Annotated in this window: 14 protein-coding genes; 10 read left to right on the top strand and 4 right to left on the bottom strand. The window is 73.6% G+C overall.

Translation table 11 applies throughout. The annotated features are described in order from the left end of the window. Positions 1-29 precede the first annotated feature (29 nt). Genes EXE57_RS07465 through EXE57_RS07420 form a run of 10 tightly spaced genes read left to right on the top strand, consistent with a single transcriptional unit; the run spans position 30 to position 10964 of the window. Positions 30-1241 carry a DUF6986 family protein gene (locus tag EXE57_RS07465; RefSeq protein ID WP_135075816.1) on the top strand — a complete coding sequence of 404 codons (1212 nt, stop codon included), beginning with the start codon at positions 30-32 and terminating at the stop codon, positions 1239-1241. A gap of 2 nt (positions 1242-1243) precedes the next feature. Next, on the top strand, positions 1244-2104 hold the full coding sequence (gene pucL / locus EXE57_RS07460) for a factor-independent urate hydroxylase (RefSeq protein ID WP_135075813.1): 861 nt from the start codon (positions 1244-1246) through the stop codon (positions 2102-2104). Next, entirely contained in the window at positions 2104-2592 is a 489-nt protein-coding gene (uraD, locus tag EXE57_RS07455; RefSeq protein WP_135075810.1) for a 2-oxo-4-hydroxy-4-carboxy-5-ureidoimidazoline decarboxylase, read from the top strand. Before pucL ends, uraD begins: the two co-directional genes overlap by 1 nt. Beyond that, positions 2592-2903, top strand: coding sequence for a hydroxyisourate hydrolase (gene uraH / locus EXE57_RS07450; RefSeq protein WP_135075807.1), 312 nt, complete (start codon positions 2592-2594; stop codon positions 2901-2903). The genes uraD and uraH overlap by 1 nt, the downstream gene beginning before the upstream one ends. Continuing rightward, positions 2893-4218 (top strand): allantoinase AllB, encoded by a 1326-nt coding sequence (allB, locus tag EXE57_RS07445; protein WP_135075804.1) that lies wholly within the window; start codon positions 2893-2895, stop codon positions 4216-4218. Before uraH ends, allB begins: the two co-directional genes overlap by 11 nt. Then, the gene (locus EXE57_RS07440) at positions 4215-5021 is read left to right on the top strand and encodes a bifunctional allantoicase/(S)-ureidoglycine aminohydrolase (RefSeq protein WP_135075801.1); all 807 of its coding nucleotides are present in this window, start codon (positions 4215-4217) and stop codon (positions 5019-5021) included. Before allB ends, EXE57_RS07440 begins: the two co-directional genes overlap by 4 nt. A 19-nt stretch (positions 5022-5040) precedes the next feature. Beyond that, positions 5041-6462 carry a xanthine dehydrogenase small subunit gene (locus EXE57_RS07435; protein ID WP_135075798.1) on the top strand — a complete coding sequence of 474 codons (1422 nt, stop codon included), beginning with the start codon at positions 5041-5043 and terminating at the stop codon, positions 6460-6462. Further along, the gene (locus EXE57_RS07430) at positions 6459-8825 is read left to right on the top strand and encodes a xanthine dehydrogenase molybdopterin binding subunit (RefSeq protein ID WP_135075795.1); all 2367 of its coding nucleotides are present in this window, start codon (positions 6459-6461) and stop codon (positions 8823-8825) included. Before EXE57_RS07435 ends, EXE57_RS07430 begins: the two co-directional genes overlap by 4 nt. A gap of 1 nt (position 8826) precedes the next feature. After that, a complete protein-coding gene (gene xdhC, locus EXE57_RS07425) occupies positions 8827-9648 on the top strand; it encodes a xanthine dehydrogenase accessory protein XdhC (protein ID WP_135075792.1) in 822 nt (273 codons plus the stop codon). Beyond that, positions 9645-10964, top strand: coding sequence for a guanine deaminase (locus tag EXE57_RS07420; RefSeq protein ID WP_135075788.1), 1320 nt, complete (start codon positions 9645-9647; stop codon positions 10962-10964). The genes xdhC and EXE57_RS07420 overlap by 4 nt, the downstream gene beginning before the upstream one ends. Here EXE57_RS07420 and EXE57_RS07415 read toward each other — a convergent pair. The 4 genes from EXE57_RS07415 to EXE57_RS07400 all read right to left on the bottom strand — a co-directional run bounded on the left by EXE57_RS07415 (position 10913) and on the right by EXE57_RS07400 (position 16341). Then, complete coding sequence (locus EXE57_RS07415; RefSeq protein ID WP_135075785.1) at positions 10913-11503, bottom strand: hypothetical protein; 591 nt, start codon at positions 11501-11503, stop codon at positions 10913-10915. The genes EXE57_RS07420 and EXE57_RS07415 overlap by 52 nt on opposite strands. 244 nt (positions 11504-11747) lie before the next feature. Continuing rightward, entirely contained in the window at positions 11748-14276 is a 2529-nt protein-coding gene (locus EXE57_RS07410) for a bifunctional FO biosynthesis protein CofGH (RefSeq protein ID WP_135075782.1), read from the bottom strand. Beyond that, positions 14276-15427, bottom strand: a complete 1152-nt coding sequence (locus EXE57_RS07405; RefSeq protein ID WP_135075779.1) for an acyl-CoA dehydrogenase family protein — start codon at positions 15425-15427, stop codon at positions 14276-14278. Before EXE57_RS07405 ends, EXE57_RS07410 begins: the two co-directional genes overlap by 1 nt. Next, positions 15424-16341 carry an oxygenase MpaB family protein gene (locus EXE57_RS07400; RefSeq protein WP_208543002.1) on the bottom strand — a complete coding sequence of 306 codons (918 nt, stop codon included), beginning with the start codon at positions 16339-16341 and terminating at the stop codon, positions 15424-15426. The genes EXE57_RS07405 and EXE57_RS07400 overlap by 4 nt, the downstream gene beginning before the upstream one ends.

Raw genomic sequence — 16341 nt, 5'->3', positions numbered from 1 at the left:
CGCGCGCCGCGAGGTCTAGAGTCCGGGCCATGGATCTGGACGCGCTGACCACCGAGGTCGACGCCCTGCTCGCCGAGGCGGACCAGGCCCTGGCCCGCGACTACCCCGGCGAGCGGGCGGGCCGGCAGCCGGTGCACACCCTGTACCTCCCCGCCGACCGGTACGTGGAGCGCAGCATCCACGACATCAGCCGCGAGGCCGAGCAGGCCGTCTTCGACCACGCCGAGGAGTTCCTCACCGCCCTCGGCGGCGACGACGACCTGATGGCGCGGGTGCTGACCAAGCTCGACACCGAGCCGGTCGAGGACCTGCGGATCGACTTCGAGGACGGCTACGGCGACCGCGGCGACGACGAGGAGGACGCGGCCGCCGAAGCAGCCGGGCTCTCCCTCGGCGTCGCGCTCGAGCAGGACGAGGCCAGCCCCTTCCACGGCGTCCGGATCAAGAGCTTCGACCCCGACACCCGCAGCCGTGGCCTGCGGACCCTCGCCCGGTTCCTCGGCGCGCTCGACCGGATCCCCGAGGGCTTCGTCGTGACGCTGCCCAAGGTCACCTCGGTCAGCCAGGTCGAGGCGATGGTGCTGACCTGCGAGAGGTTCGAGAAGGACCTCGACGGCCGACTGCTGTTCGAGGTGCAGGTCGAGACGCCGCAGTCGGTGCTGGGCCCCAAGGGGTCGGTCCTGCTCTCCCGGATGGTGCGCGCGGCCGACGGGCGGCTCACCGCGTTCCACTACGGCACCTACGACTACAGCGCCGCCTGCGGGATCGCCGCCGGCCAGCAGTCGCTCGACCACCCCGCCGCCGACCACGCCAAGGCGGTGATGCAGGTCGCGGCCGCCGGCACCGGCGTCCGTCTCTCCGACGGCTCCACCAACCGGCTGCCGGTCGGCGACCAGGTCCTCCCGGCCTGGGAGGAGCACCTGCGCCTGGTCCGGCGCTCGCTGGAACGTGGCTTCTACCAGGGCTGGGACCTCCACCCGGCCCAGCTCCCGACCCGCTTCGCCGCGACGTACGCCTTCTTCCGCGACGGCTTCGACGCCGCGGCCGAGCGGCTCTCGGCGTACGTCGGCAAGCGCGACTCCTCGATCCTCGACGAGCCGGCCACGGCGCGGGCGCTCTCCGACTTCGTCGTGCGCGGCCTCGACTGCGGCGCCCTGGACGAGGCCGAGGTCACCTCGGCGACCGGCCTCGAGACGAGCACGTTGATGATGCTGGCCAAGCGGCCGACCACGGGGGAGTGACGGTGGGGATCCGGCTCGGGGCGAACCGCTACGGCAAGGCCGAGAACCGGGTCGTGCGCATCGTCCGCGACACCGAGCGCCACGAGATCCACGACCTCAACGTCTCGACCTCCCTGCGGGGTGACTTCGCGTCCGCCCACCTCGAGGGGGACCAGTCGGCCGTGCTGCCGACCGACACCCAGAAGAACACCGCCTTCGCCTACGCCAAGGAGCACGGCGTGGCCTCGGTCGAGGACTACGCGATCGCCCTGGGGCGGCGGCTGCTGACCGCGACGCCGGCGGCGACCGGCTGCCACGTCCGGGTCGAGGAGTACGCCTGGGACCGGATCTTCGTCGGCGGCGACGAGCTCAGGGGCCACGACCACGCGTTCGTGCGCCGGGGCGGCGAGGTCCGCACCGCAGAGGTCGACGTGACCCACGACCGGGTGGTCGTCACCTCCGGGCTCACCGACCTCGTGGTCCTGAAGTCGACCGGCTCGGAGTTCACGGGCTTCCTCCGCGACGACTACACCACCCTGGCCGAGGCCGACGACCGGATCCTCGCGACCTCCCTCACCGCGTCGTGGCGCTGGGCACGGTCCGAGGGGACCGACTGGAACCAGGCCCACGCCCAGGTCCGGTCCACCCTGCTGGAGGCGTTCGCGACGACGTACAGCCGCGCGTTGCAGGAGACGCTGTGGGTGATGGGGCGGGCGGTCCTGGAGCGGCGTCCCGAGATCGCCGAGATCAGCTTCGCAGCGCCCAACAAGCACCACCACCTCGTCGACCTCGCGCCCTTCGGGGTCGAGAACCACGGCGAGGTCTTCATCGCCGCCGACCGGCCCTACGGGCTGATCGAGGCCACGATCACCCGGGACGTCTGATGGACCTCGACGCGTTCAACGCCCTGCCCGAGCCCGCCGCCCGCGAGCAGCTGAGCGGCTGCCTCGACGTGCCCCGCTGGGTCGACACCGTCCTCGAGGCGAGGCCGTACGCGGACCTCGGCGCGCTGCTCGCCGTCGCGTCGACGGCGGCGGGGTCGCTGTCCGACGACGAGCTCGAGACCGCGCTGGCCCGCCACCCCCGGATCGGTGAGCGCGCCGGCGCGGGCCACGACACCGACCACTCGGCCCGGGAGCAGGCGGGCGTCGACGCCTCCGGCGACACCGCCACCCTGCTGGCCGCCGGCAACCGGGCGTACGAGTCGCGCTTCGACCGGGTCTTCCTGATCCGGGCGGCCGGTCGCGACAGCAGCGAGATCCTCGGCGAGCTGTCCCGCCGTCTCGGCAACGACGCGGAGAGCGAGCGCGCCGAGACCGTCACCCAGCTCCGGGAGATCGCGCTGCTGCGGCTCGAGCAGGTGGTGTCCTGATGGCCACCCTCAGCACCCACGTCCTCGACACCGCGGCCGGACGTCCCGCCGCCGGCATCCCCGTCGCCCTGCTCGACCTGGACGGTGAGGTGCTGGCCGAGGCGACCACCGACGACGATGGCCGGGTCGCCTCCCTCGGCGGACGGCTCGAGACCCGGACCTACCGGCTGCGCTTCGTCACGGCCGGCCACCTCGGCGAGCACGCCTTCTTCCCCGAGGTGGAGGTCGTGTTCCGGGTCCTCGACGACCGGCACCACCACGTCCCGCTGCTGCTGAGCCCGTACGGCTACTCGACCTACCGTGGCAGCTGACACCTACGACGTCGTCGTCCGGGCCGCCCGGGCGGTCGTCGACGGCCGGGAGCAGCCGGTCACCCTCGGCATCCGCGACGGCCGGATCGCCAGCCTCGACGCGGCGCAGCCTTGGGACCTCGTGCTGGCGGACGACGAGGTGCTGCTGCCGGGCCTCGTCGACACGCACGTCCACGTCAACGAGCCGGGACGTACCGAGTGGGAGGGCTTCGACTCGGCCACCCGGGCGGCGGCCGCCGGCGGCGTCACGACGGTCGTCGACATGCCGCTCAACAGCATCCCGCCGACCACCACCCTCGCCGGGCTGCGGGTCAAGCAGCAGGCCGCACGCGAGCAGGTGCACGTCGACGTGGGCTTCTGGGGCGGCGCCGTGCCCGGCAACGTCGCCGACCTCGCCCCGCTGCACGGGGCCGGGGTCTTCGGGTTCAAGTGCTTCCTGCTGCCGTCGGGGGTGGAGGAGTTCCCCGAGCTGGACGCGGCGGGGCTCCACGCCGCCATGACCGAGCTCGCGCGCCACGACGCGCTGCTGGTCGTGCACGCCGAGGACGAGGGCGAGCTCGGTGCGTCGCCGCACGGTGTGGCGTACGCCGGCTTCCTGGCCAGCCGCCCGGCCCGGGCCGAGCAGGTGGCGATCGACCGGGTGGTCGGGACCGCGGCCGCGACCGGCGGCCGGGCGCACGTGGTCCACCTGTCCGGCGCCGACGCGCTGCCGGCGATCCGGGCCGCGCGTGCCGCGGGCGTACGACTCACGGTGGAGACCTGTCCCCACTACCTCTCGTTCGTCGCCGAGGAGATCGGTGACGGCCACACCGAGTTCAAGTGCTGCCCGCCGATCCGCGACGCCGCCAACCGCGAGCTGCTCTGGCAGGCGCTCGCCGACGGCGACGTCGACCTGGTGGTCTCCGACCACTCCCCGTGCACCCCGGAGCTCAAGCGCCTCGACAGCGGCGACTTCGGGGACGCCTGGGGCGGCATCGCGTCCCTCCAGCTGGGGCTGCCGGCGGTGTGGAGCGAGGCGCGGCGTCGCGGCCACGACCTGGTCGACGTGGTCCGCTGGATGTGCGAGGCGCCCGCCGACCTGGTCGGGCTGCGCCGCAAGGGCCGGCTCGCGGTCGGCCACGACGCCGACCTGTGCGTGCTGGCACCCGACGCGTCCTTCACCGTCGACGCGTCGACGCTCCACCACCGCAACCCCGTGACGGCGTACGCCGGGCGTACGCTCACCGGCACCGTCCGGCAGACCTGGCTGCGCGGCGTCCCCGTCGACCTCGACGGCGCGCCACGCGGACGACTCCTGGAGAGGGGAGAGGCATGACCTACTACGTTCCCCGCGGCGGACTGCCCGGGCAGGAGCAGCTCACGACCGACCGCGCGGTCTTCACCGAGGCCTACGCCGTGCTGCCGCGCGGCACGATGCGCGACATCGTCACCAGCCGGCTGCCCCACTGGGACGACACCCGCGCCTGGGTGATCGCGCGCCCGCTGTCCGGGTTCGCCGAGACCTTCAGCCAGTACGTCGTCGAGGTCGGCCCGGGCGGCGGCAGCGAGCGGGTCGACGACGACCCCCGCGCCGAGGGGGTGCTGTTCGTGGTCGACGGCACGCCGCAGCTGCGGATCGGCCACACCCTCCACGACCTGCGGCCCGGCAGCTACGCCTACCTGCCGCCCCACAGCGGGTGGTCCCTGCGCAACGACACCGACCGGACCGCGACGTTCCACTGGATCCGCAAGGCCTACGAGGTGGTCGACGGCATCGACGCGCCTGAGGCGTTCGTGACCCACGAGGACGACGTCGCTCCCGAGCCGATGCCCGGCACGGAGGCCTGGGCGACCCAGCGGTTCGTCGACCCCCTCGACGTACGGCACGACATGCACGTCAACATCGTCAGCTTCGAGCCCGGCGGGTCGATCCCGTTCCCCGAGACCCACGTCATGGAGCACGGTCTCTACGTCCTCGAGGGCAAGGCCGTCTACCTGCTCAACCGGGACTGGGTCGAGGTCCAGGAGGGCGACTTCATGTGGCTGCGGGCCTTCTGCCCGCAGGCCTGCTACGCCGGCGGTCCCGGCCGGTTCCGCTACCTGCTCTACAAGGACGTCAACCGGCATGCCCGGCTCTGACCCGGATTACAGTGAGGGGATGGAGGGACAGGGGTCGGTCACGGTCAACGGCACGCCACGAGCCCTCGCCGGCACCCGCGTCCACACCTCGCTCCTCGACTTCCTCCGTGACCAGGGCCTGACCGGCGCCAAGGAGGGCTGCGCCGAGGGCGAGTGCGGCGCCTGCTCGGTGATGGTGGCCCGTCCCGACGGGTCGCAGTCGCAGTGGACGGCCCTCAACGCCTGCCTGGTCCCCGCCACGGCGTACGACGGCCAGGAGGTCGTGACCGCCGAGGGACTCGGCAGCCCCGACCGGCTCCACCCCGTCCAGCGGGAGCTGGCCGACCGCGGCGGCTCGCAGTGCGGCTACTGCACGCCGGGCTTCGTGTGCAGCATGGCGGCGGAGTTCTACCGCCGTGACCGGGCTCCGGGTGAGCCCGACCACGAGCACGGCCCCAACGGCTTCGACCTGCACGCGCTCAGCGGGAACCTCTGCCGCTGCACCGGCTACCGGCCGATCCGCGACGCCGCCTGGGCGCTCGAGCAGCCCGAGGGGGCCGATCCGCTCGCCGCCCGGCTGGCCGATCCTGCCCCGGCGCCGGTCCCGTCACGCGTCTCGGCGAGCGACGCCGGCTTCGTACGCCCCGCCGACCTCGACGAGGCCCTGGCGGTGCTCGCCGAGCACCCGGACGCCGTCGTCGTCGCCGGCAGCACCGACTGGGGCGTGGAGGTCAACCTGCGGGGCCGGCGCGCCCCCCACGTCGTGATGGTCGACCGCCTGCCCGAGCTGCGGGGGGTCGAGGTGGCCGAGCACGCGGTCACGCTCGGCGCGGCGCTGACGCTGACCGAGCTCGAGCACCAGCTCGCCGGTCGGGTGCCGCTGCTGGACGAGGTGTGGCCGCAGTTCGCGTCCCGGCTGATCCGCAACGGCGCCACCCTCGGCGGCAACCTCGGGACCGGGTCGCCGATCGGCGACACCCCGCCCGCGCTGCTCGCGCTCGAGGCGTCGCTGCTGCTGGTCTCGGAGCGGGGCGAGCGCGAGGTCGCGCTGGCCGACTACTTCACCGGCTACCGCGCGTCGGTGCGCCGGCCCGACGAGCTGATCCGCGCGGTACGGGTCCCGCTGCCGCTGAGCCCCGTGGTCGGCTTCCACAAGGTCGCCAAGCGTCGCTTCGACGACATCTCCGGGGTGGCGATCGGCTTCGCGCTCGACGTCGCCGACGGGGTGGTGCGCAAGGCGCGGATCGGTCTCGGGGGCGTCGCGGCCACCCCGGTCCGGGCGCTCGCGACCGAGGCTGCCCTCGAGGGACGGCCCTGGACGTCGGAGACGGTTGCCGGGGCGGCCGAGGTGATGCGCGGCGAGGGCACACCGATCGACGACATGCGAGCCAGTGCGGCGTACCGCTCGGCGATGCTGGCGAACGCGCTGCCGCGGCTGTTCGCGGAGGTGGGCGACCGATGAGCCGGTTGTCCGAGCGCCCGCCCGGCGCGGCGGTGGGGGACCCGCTGGCCCATGAGAGCGCAGCGCTGCACGTCACCGGTCACGCGCTCTACACCGACGACCTCGTCCAGCGCACGCCCCGCGTCCTGCACGCCCACCCGGTGTCGTCGCCCCACGCGCACGCGCGGGTGACCGGCCTGCGCGTCGCCCCGGCGTACGACGTCGACGGGGTCGTCCGGGTGCTGACCGTCGAGGACGTGCCCGGCGTCAACGACGCCGGCGTCAAGCACGACGAGCCGCTCTTCCCCTCCGAGGTGATGTTCGTCGGGCACGCCGTGTGCTGGGTGCTCGGCGAGACGCTCGAGGCGGCGCGGCTGGGCGCGGCGGCCGTCGAGGTCGACTACGAGCCGCTGCCGTCGCTGGTCGGGCTGCGCGAGGCGATCGCGGCCGGGTCGTTCCAGGGCGGGCAGCCGACCGTGGAGCGCGGGGACGTCGAGACCGGCATCGCGGCTGCGGCCCACGTCTTCAGCGGCGTCACCGAGATGGCGGGGCAGGAGCACTTCTACCTCGAGACCCACTGCTCGCTGGCGCTCCTCGACGAGGCCGGCCAGGTGTTCGTCCAGTCCAGCACCCAGCACCCGACCGAGACCCAGGAGATCGTCGCCCACGTGCTGGGCCTCCCGAGCCACGCGGTGACGGTGCAGTGCCTGCGGATGGGCGGCGGCTTCGGCGGCAAGGAGATGCAGCCCCACGGCTTCGCCGCCGTCGCGGCCCTCGGCGCCACGCTCACCGGACGACCTGTCCGGCTCCGGCTGACCCGCCAGCAGGACATGACGATGACGGGCAAGCGGCACGGCTTCCACGCCGAGTGGCGGGTCGGGTTCGACGACGAGGGCCGGCTGCTGGCGCTCGACGCGACCCTGACCAGCGACGGTGGCTGGAGCCTCGACCTCTCCGAGCCGGTGCTGGCGCGGGCGCTGTGCCACGTCGACAACGCGTACTGGATCCCGCACGTGCGGGTCAACGGCCGGGTCGCGCAGACCCACAAGACCTCGCAGACCGCCTTCCGGGGCTTCGGCGGCCCGCAGGGCATGCTGGTCGTCGAGGACGTCCTCGGTCGCTGCGCGCCGCTCCTCGGCATCGACCCGGTCGAGCTCCGGAGGCGCAACTTCTACGAGGACGGGCAGGACACGCCGTACGGCCAGCCGGTCCGGCACGCCTCGCGGCTCGCCACCGCGTGGGACCAGCTCCTCGCGAGCGCGGAGGTCGAGCAGCGGCGGGCGGAGGTGGCGGCGTTCAACGCCTCCCACCCCCACGCCCGTCGCGGGTTGGCGGTGACGCCGGTGAAGTTCGGCATCTCCTTCAACTTCACGGCCTTCAACCAGGCCGGGGCGCTGGTGCACGTCTACAAGGACGGCTCGGTGCTCATCAACCACGGCGGCACCGAGATGGGTCAGGGTCTGCACACGAAGATGCTGCAGGTCGCCGCGACCGCGCTGGGGGTGCCGCTGGAACGCTTGCGCCTGGCGCCGACGCGGACCGACAAGGTGCCCAACACCTCGGCGACCGCGGCCAGCTCCGGCGCGGACCTCAACGGGGGCGCGGTCAAGGCCGCCTGCGAGCAGATCCTGGCGCGGCTGGAGGAGGTCAGGGCGGGCCGCGAGCTGACGTGGGACGACCTGGTGCGCGAGGCGTACTTCGGTCGGGTCCAGCTCTGGGCCGCGGGCTTCTACCGGACCGAGGGGCTCCACTGGGACTCCACGGTGATGCGGGGCCACCCGTTCAAGTACTTCGCCTACGGCGTGGCTGCCACCGAGGTCGAGGTCGACGGCTTCACCGGTGGCTACCGGACCCGTCGCGTCGACATCGTCCACGACGTCGGCGACTCGCTCTCCCCGCTGGTCGACCTCGGCCAGATCGAGGGCGGCTTCGTGCAGGGCGCGGGCTGGCTGACGCTCGAGGACCTGCGCTGGGACGAGTCGGGCACGCCGTCGCGGGGCCGACTGACGACCCAGTCGGCGTCGACCTACAAGCTGCCGAGCTTCTCCGAGATGCCCGAGGACTTCCGGGTCTCGCTGCTCGAGCGGGCGCACGAGGACGGCGCGGTCTACGGCTCGAAGGCCGTGGGCGAGCCGCCGCTGATGCTCGCCTTCTCGGTGCGTGAGGCGTTGCGGGAGGCCGCGGCCGCGTTCGGCCCGACGGGCGTCAGCGTCGACCTCGCGTCGCCGGCGACGCCGGAGGCCGTCTTCTGGGCGGTCCAGCAGGCCAGGTCCGGGGGTGAGGAGCCGGTCGAGGGATCGCCGGGCGTGGAGCCCGAGCAACCTGATGCCGACCGGCCCTTGCTGCATCCGCGGTCCGAGCAGCACGCCGGGCGTGGGGCCTGAGATGCACTGGACCGAGGCTGTCGCCAGGCTCCGTCGCGAGCGCGAGGCCGGGGTGCTCGTCACCGTCACCGAGGTGCGCGGTCATGCCCCCCGCGAGGCGGGCGCCAAGATGGTGGTGGCGGGTGACGTTGCCTGGGGGAGCGTCGGCGGGGGCAACCTCGAGGAGACGGCGATCGCGCGGGCGCGGGCGGTGCTCGACGCCGGCGGCGGGCCTCCGGAGACGATGGTCGTGTCGCTGTCGGACAAGGCCCGCACCGACCACGGGCGGCAGTGCTGCGGGGGAGAGGTCACGCTGCTGCTCGAGCCGCTCCCGGTCGTCCCGTCGGTCGCCGTCTTCGGGGTCGGGCACGTCGGGCTGGAGCTGGCGCGGATCCTCGCGCGCCACGACCTCGAGCTGCACCTGGTGGACTCCCGGGCCGACCAGCTCGACGGCGTACGCCTGGGCTGCCTCGACGACGCCCTGGCGACGGTCCACGTCCACCACGCACCGGTGCCGGAGCTCGTGCTCGGCAGCGTCCCCGCGGGGACGCACGTGCTGGTGCTGACCCACGACCACGCCGAGGACTTCGCGCTGTGCGACGCGGCGCTACGGTGCTCCCACCTCGGCATCATCGGGCTGATCGGGTCGTCGGCGAAGTGGACCCGCTTCCGGCAGGGGCTGCGGGTCGAGGGCCACGCGGAGGCGGAGATCGACCGGATCGTGTCGCCGATCGGCCAGACCCCCGACGGTGGTGTCGGGCCCGGCAAGGCGCCGGCCGCGATCGCGCTGGCCGTGGCGGCGGCCCTGACGGGCGTCCTGGCCGGCGACAGGGTCGCCCGGTGACGATCTACCGCGCCCGGGTGCTCGACACCCCGGACGACCCCTTCGCGGGCGGCACCCTCCGGGCCGAGGACGACTGCTCGCTCGTCGTCCTCGACGGGGCGGTGGTGGCGCGTGGCGCCCTGGCCGACGTACGCCACCACGACCCGGAGGGGCTGGTGATCGACCTGCGTGACGGGTGGCTGCTGCCGGGCCTGGTGGACACCCACGTCCACTACCCGCAGGTGCGGGTGATCGGCGCGCTCGGGATGCCGTTGCTGGAGTGGCTCGACCGGTGCGCGCTGCCCGAGGAGCAGCGGCTGGCCTCCGACGACTACGCGCGCCTGGTCGCGCAGGAGTTCTGCGCGAGCCTGGTGGCGGCCGGCACGACCACGGCGCTGGTCTTCGGCTCCCACTTCGCGGGCGCCGTCGACCAGCTCTTCGAGGAGGCGGCCCGCTACGGGCTGCGGGTCACCAGCGGGCTGGTCGTCTCCGACCGCGGCCTGCCGGAGCCGCTGCTCACGACCCCCGAGCGCGCCCACGCCGAGGCGGTGGCGCTGGCCTCCCGCTGGCACGGCGTCGGTCACGCCCGCTATGCGATCACCCCGCGCTTCTCGTTCTCGGCGAGCGAGGCGGTGCTGGAGGCGTGTGCCGGGGCGGCGGAGGAGATCGGCGACGCCTGGTTCACCTCCCACGTGAACGAGAACGCGGCCGAGGTGGCCGAGGTCGCCCGGCTCTTCCCCTCCGCGGCCCACTACGTCGGCACCTACGACGACCACGGCCTCCTCGGTCCCCGCTCGGTGCTGGCCCACGACGTGCACGCGACCGACGCCGAGCTCGACGTCCTCGCCGGCCGACGGACGTCGGTCGCCCACTGCCCCTCCAGCAACGCGGCGCTCGGCAGCGGGCTGTTCCCGCTCGCGCGCCACGTCGACGGCGGGGTCGCGGTGGCCCTCGGGTCGGACGTCGGTGCCGGGACCGGGTTCTCGCTCTTCAAGGAGGGGCTGCAGGCGTACTTCATGCAGCGGCTGCTCGCGGACGCCGGCCTGCCCCTCACCCCGGCCCACCTGCTCCACCTCGCGACGAGTGCCGGTGCCCGCGCGCTCGGCCTCGGGGACCGGGTCGGGGACCTGTCCGTGGGCAAGCAGTTCGACGCGATCTGCCTCCGCCCGGTCCGCGGCACCGAGCTCGACATCGGGCTGCGCCACACCGAGGTTCCGGAGGAGGCGCTCGGCAAGATCTTCGCGCTGGCCTCCGACGCCGACGTGGCCGACGTGTGGGTGGGCGGTCAGCAGATCGCCTCCGGCGGCTTCATCAGGGGGCACGCCCAGAGCAGGTAGGGGTTCCCGGGCGGTTGGCGGAGCACCCGGCCATCGAAGTGGTCCGCGAACCAGTCGCCCGGCGGACGCGTCTCCAGCATCCAGAGCGGGGGGCGTCCGGGCCACCGCTCGGCGGCGGCGACCTGCGGGTGGTCGCGCGGCGCCGGCACGATGTCGAGCAGCTCGGCACCGGCGACGACGGCGTGGTGGATCAGGACCACCAGCGGGAACCACCCCTGCCCCTCGGGCCGCGCCAGACGCGTCGCCGCCCGGGTGATCATCGAGAAGCGGGCCGGGCCGTGGACCGCTCCCAGGGGGTCGGTCGTCTCGGTGGTGCGCGCCACCAGCACCCCTCCCCGGCAGCCCGGCGGCAGGTCGTCCTGGTCGACCTCCGGCCGCTGCGCGAGTGCTTCGACGCGCTCGGCCTCGTAGAGCGCGGCGCTGCTGGTGACCACCGGCTCGCCGGCCAGCCCCGCAGCCAGCAATCGCTCGGCGGCTCGACGGGCGATGCCCAGCCGTTGGTCGAGGAGCTGTGCGGCCTGTCGGCGCGAGAGGTACATCCACCAGACCGTAGGCACTCCGACGCCTCGGTGTGAGGTCTCTCCACAGGCATCCCCGTCACGGGTCGTCCGTGCTTGCCCCGGCGGTCCGCGGCCGGGCGGTCGGGTCGGGGTGTGAGGCGGCGGGGGCTGGCGCGTGGTTGCTGTCGTCCGTGCTCGCCTTGGCGATCCGCGCCTGGCTGTCGAGGTTGGTGGGGTGCCCGCGCGGTGGGTCGTTGGGGCCACGCGGCCCGGCGACGTGGCGCTAGCGACCCACTGCGCGAGGGGCAGGCTGGCCATAGGTCGTGGTCCGCTCCCGCACCGGGCGACCGATCCCCGCCGCGATGTCGGCGAGCTCCTCGACGGTGCGGGCCGAGCCGTGGGAGGAGCCCGCCATCCGGGAGATCGTCTCCTCCATCAACGTGCCGCCCAGGTCGTCGGCGCCGCCCTGCAACATCGCCCGCGTCCCCTCGGTGCCCAGCTTGACCCAGCTCGTCTGCACGTGGTCGATGCTGCCGTGGAGCATGATCCGCGCCATCGCGTGCACGGCCCGGTTGTCGCGCAGAGTCGGACCCGGGCGGGCCACGCCCGCGAGGTAGAGCGGCGCCGAGTGGTGCACGAACGGCAGCGGCACGAACTCGGTGAAGCCCTCGACCCCGTGCTCGTGGGCGGTGTCCTGCACCCGGCGCAGCACGCGCAGGTGGGCGACCCAGTGGGCGGGGTGGTCGACGTGGCCGTACATCATCGTCGAGCTCGACCGCAGGCCCACCCGGTGCGCGGTGCTGACCACCTCGATCCACGTGCTCGTCGGCAGCTTGCCCTTGGTCAGCACCCAGCGCACGTCGTCGTCGAGGATCTCCGCGGCCGTGCCCGGGATCGTGTCGAGTCCGGACTCCCGTGCCTTCACGAGGAAGTCCTCGATCGACAGCCCGGTCCGGCCGGCGCCGTTGACGACCTCCATCGGCGAGAAGGCGTGGACGTGCATCTGCGGCACCCGCCGCTTCACGGCGGCGGCGAGGTCGAAGTAGGCGGTGCCCGGGAGCTCGGGGTCGATGCCGCCCTGCATGCACACCTCGGTCGCGCCGAGCTGCCAGGCCTCCTCGGCCCGGTCCGCCACCTGGTCGAGCGAGAGGGAGTAGGCGTCGGCGTCGGTCCGCCGCTGGGCGAACGCGCAGAACCGGCAGCCGACGTAGCAGACGTTGGTGAAGTTGATGTTCCGGTTGACGACGTAGGTCACCTCGTCGCCGACGGTGTCGTGTCGCAGGCCGTCGGCCAGCCGGCAGAGCTCGTCGAGGAGGTCGCCGTCCGCCGTCATCAGGGTGAGCGCCTGCTCGTCCGTGAGCCCCGCCGGGTCACGCTCGGCCGCCCGCAGCGCGTCCCGGCCCTCGCTGCCGGTCGAGGTGTGGGCGGCGGGAGCACCGAGCCCCCCGAGTGCCGCCTCCCGCACGGATCCCCAGTCGCCGTACACCTCGTCGAAGTCGCTGCGGCGGTCCTCGGTCCGCCCGTCGGTGTCGATCGAGGCGTGCAGGTCGGTCCGGCCGCTGCCGACGTGGGCGAAGCCGCCGTCGGGCTCCTGCCAGGGCAGGCCGACAGGCCGTACGTCGGGCCGGGCCAGACCGTCAGGCCCCGCCAGCGCGGCCACGTGGGCCGAGACCCGCGGGTCGAGCCACGGCTCCCCGGCACGGACGTACTCCGGGTGCGCGGTCAGCCGCGGGCGCAGCTCGAACCCGCACGACGCGGTCACCGACGCCAGCCGCTCCAGCGACGGCCACGGCCGCTCCGGGTTGACGTGGTCGGGCGTGAGGGGTGAGACCCCACCCCAGTCGTCGACGCCGGCGGCCAACAGGGCCCGACACTCCGCGAGGTCGACCAGGTTGGGCGGCGACTGGACGCGTGCGCGCGGCCCGAGCACCACCCGGGTCACGGCGATCGCGGCGCGGTAGTCGTCCAGGGGCAGGTCGTCGGCGTGACGCATCGCGGTGTCGGCCTTGGCCCGGAAGTTCTGGACGATCACCTCCTGCACCGCGCCGTAGCGGCGCATCGTCGCCCGCAGGGCGAAGATCGTGTCGGCCCGCTCCTCCAGGGTCTCGCCGATGCCGACCAGCAGCCCGGTGGTGAACGGGACCGACTGCCGGCCGGCGTCCTCCAGCACCCGCAGCCGCACCTCGGGGTCCTTGTCGGGCGACCCGAAGTGGGCCAGCCCGCGGGTCTCGAACAGCCGTCGCGAGGTCGTCTCCAGCATCATCCCCATCGACGGGGCGACGGGCTTGAGCCGGCCGATCTCCTCCCAGTCCATGACGCCGGGGTTGAGGTGCGGCAGCAGCCCGGTCTCCTCGAGCACCCGGACCGCCATCGCGCGGACGTAGCCGAGCGTCGAGTCGTAGCCCCGCGACTCCAACCACTGCGCAGCCTCGGGCCAGCGGTCCTCGGGCCGGTCGCCGAGCGTGAACAGCGCCTCGAGGCAGCCGAGCTCGGCTCCCCGGCGCGCGATGTCGAGGATCTCGTCGGGGGAGAGGTACGGCGCCTCGACCTTGCCCGGCACGGTCACGAACGTGCAGTAGTGGCAGCGGTCGCGGCACAGGCGGGTGACGGGGACGAACACCTTGGGGGAGTACGTCACGACGCCCGGTCGCCCTGCGTCCTCCAGCCCGGCGTCGCGCACCCGGGCCGCCACGGCGCAGAGCCGGTCGAGCTCCTCGCCGCGGGCGGCGAGCAGCGCGGTCGCCTCGGCCGGGTCGAGCGCGGCACCGCGCTCGGCGCGGGCGAGGGCGCGCCGGATCTGGTGGGGTGTCATCAGATGCCCAGACTACGGCCGATGATCTCCTTCTGGATCTCGGTGGTCCCGCCGTAGATCGTGGAGATCCGGCTGTCGAGGAACGCCTTCGCGATCGGGAACTCCGTCATGTAGCCGTAGCCGCCGTGCAGCTGGACGCCCTGGGTGACGATCCGCTGCTGCAGCTCGGTCGCCCACCACTTGATCATCGCTGCGTCGACGGCGGTCAGGGTGCCGTCGAGGTGGCGGCGTACGCAGTCGTCCAGGAAGGCGCGGGCGACCCGCGCCTCGGTCGCCATCTCGGCCATGAGGAAGCGGTTGTGCTGGAACTTCCCGATCGGCCGGCCGAACGCCTCCCGCGTCCTCGCGTAGTCGACGCACATCTCGACCACGGCCTCGATCGCGGCGACCGCCTGGGCGCCGATGATCAGCCGCTCCTGCGGCAGGTTGGTCATCAGGTAGACGAACCCCTGGCCCTCCTCGCCGAGCAGGTTCTCCCTGGGCACCCGGACGTCGGTGAAGGACAGCTCCGCGGTGTCCTGCGCGTGCAGCCCGATCTTGTCGAGGTTGCGACCGCGCTCGAACCCCTCCATGCCGCGCTCGACGACGAGGAGGCTGATGCCCTGGTGGCCGGCGTCGGGGTCGGTCCGCGCCACCACGATGACGAGGTCGGCGTGGATGCCGTTGCTGATGAAGGTCTTGGAGCCGTTGAGGACGTAGTGGTCGCCGGCATCGACGGCCGTGGTGCGGATCCCCTGCAGGTCCGAGCCGGCGCCCGGCTCGGTCATCGCGATGGCCGTGATCGTCTCGCCGCTGACGCAGCCGGGCAGCCACCGCCGCTTCTGCTCCGGCGTGCCGAGGGAGGTGAGGTACGGGACGATGATGTCGCTGTGGACCGAGAAGCCCGGCCCGGAGGCGCCGCAGCGGGTCTGCTCCTCCGACAGCACGACGGGGAAGCGGAAGTCGTCGATGCCCGGGCCGCCGTACTCCTCCGGGACGTCGAAGCACAGCAGGCCTGCCTCGCCTGCCTTGAGCCACACCTCGCGCGGCACGATGCCGTCCGCCTCCCACTGCGCGTGGTGGGGCACGACCTCCCGTTCGAAGAAGGTGCGGGCGGCCTTGCGGAAGTCCTCGTGCTCGGGCTCGTAGAGGGGCGCGGCGTGGGGGCTCATGCGGTGGCTCCTGTTCCTGGGTGGCTGAGTCCGCGCTCCGCGCGGTTGAGCTCGTCGAGCATCGACAGCGGGCCGAGGTCGGCCAGCGTGTGGCCGTGGGGATAGCTGAGCGGGCGGTTGACGAAGGGCCTGCGGCGCGGCGGGGCGAGGGTCCGCAGCAGCCGCGCGCGAAGCCTCAGGCAGCGGCGTACGCCGGCGACGAACCAGGCCGGTTGGGCCGGCATGCCGAGCGCGGTGCGCAGCGGCTCGTCCATCAGCGCGATCGCCAGCCGGCGCGCCAGCGGCTTGAGCGGCCACGGCGCCGTCCGCCGTCCGACGCGCAGCGTCGCCTCGGTGACCCGCCGGCCGGCGGGCGAGGGCGCGAAGTGGTCGCGTTCGTAGTCGCGGAGCAGCCGGAGGTAGCCGTCGTACGTCGTGGGGAGGCCCTTGAGGCCCATCAGCTCCCCGAACCGCGTGGTGACGCGCGTGATCGCCACCAGCTCGTGCGGGTCGAGCTCGCGCCAGCCGTGCTCGCGGATCCACTCGACGGGGCCGACGATCGTGGTCGCGAGGACGTAGGCGTACTCGTCGGCGGGGATGTCGTAGTGGCCGTGGATCCGGTTGAGGCGACGGATCGCCGCGTGCGACTCCACCGAGTCGACGCCGTGGTCGACGGTCGCGTCCCCGATGAGCAGCGTGTCGTCGTACCGCTTGAGGCCGTGGTCCTCGAACTCCCGGGTGCGGTCGAGCAGGGCCGCGATGGACGGAACGCCGAAGTCGCGGAGGAAGGCGATGCCGGTCCCCTGCCCGTAGTCCCACGGGAACTCGAGCCGGGCCGTGATCCGGAGGATCTCGTCGTGGTCGCGTTGGGGGTCCAGGTCGCGGATCCGGGCCAGGTTGCGGTACCTCGCCGGGTGGTGCAGGCGGGGGCGCAC

It is taken from the genome of Nocardioides euryhalodurans (genome assembly GCF_004564375.1).
In the GTDB taxonomy this organism is placed as follows: Bacteria; Actinomycetota; Actinomycetes; order Propionibacteriales; family Nocardioidaceae; genus Nocardioides; species Nocardioides euryhalodurans.
This window is presented reverse-complemented; position numbering and strand designations above follow the sequence as displayed.

Coding starts and splice junctions, on each gene's coding strand:
- EXE57_RS07465 (WP_135075816.1), top strand. CDS start 30: ATGGATCTGGACGCGCTGACCACCGAGGTCGACGCCCTGCTCGCCGAG.
- uraD (WP_135075810.1), top strand. CDS start 2,104: ATGGACCTCGACGCGTTCAACGCCCTGCCCGAGCCCGCCGCCCGCGAG.
- uraH (WP_135075807.1), top strand. CDS start 2,592: ATGGCCACCCTCAGCACCCACGTCCTCGACACCGCGGCCGGACGTCCC.
- EXE57_RS07440 (WP_135075801.1), top strand. CDS start 4,215: ATGACCTACTACGTTCCCCGCGGCGGACTGCCCGGGCAGGAGCAGCTC.
- EXE57_RS07435 (WP_135075798.1), top strand. CDS start 5,041: ATGGAGGGACAGGGGTCGGTCACGGTCAACGGCACGCCACGAGCCCTC.
- EXE57_RS07430 (WP_135075795.1), top strand. CDS start 6,459: ATGAGCCGGTTGTCCGAGCGCCCGCCCGGCGCGGCGGTGGGGGACCCG.
- xdhC (WP_135075792.1), top strand. CDS start 8,827: ATGCACTGGACCGAGGCTGTCGCCAGGCTCCGTCGCGAGCGCGAGGCC.
- EXE57_RS07415 (WP_135075785.1), bottom strand. CDS start 11,503: ATGTACCTCTCGCGCCGACAGGCCGCACAGCTCCTCGACCAACGGCTG.
- EXE57_RS07410 (WP_135075782.1), bottom strand. CDS start 14,276: ATGACACCCCACCAGATCCGGCGCGCCCTCGCCCGCGCCGAGCGCGGT.
- EXE57_RS07405 (WP_135075779.1), bottom strand. CDS start 15,427: ATGAGCCCCCACGCCGCGCCCCTCTACGAGCCCGAGCACGAGGACTTC.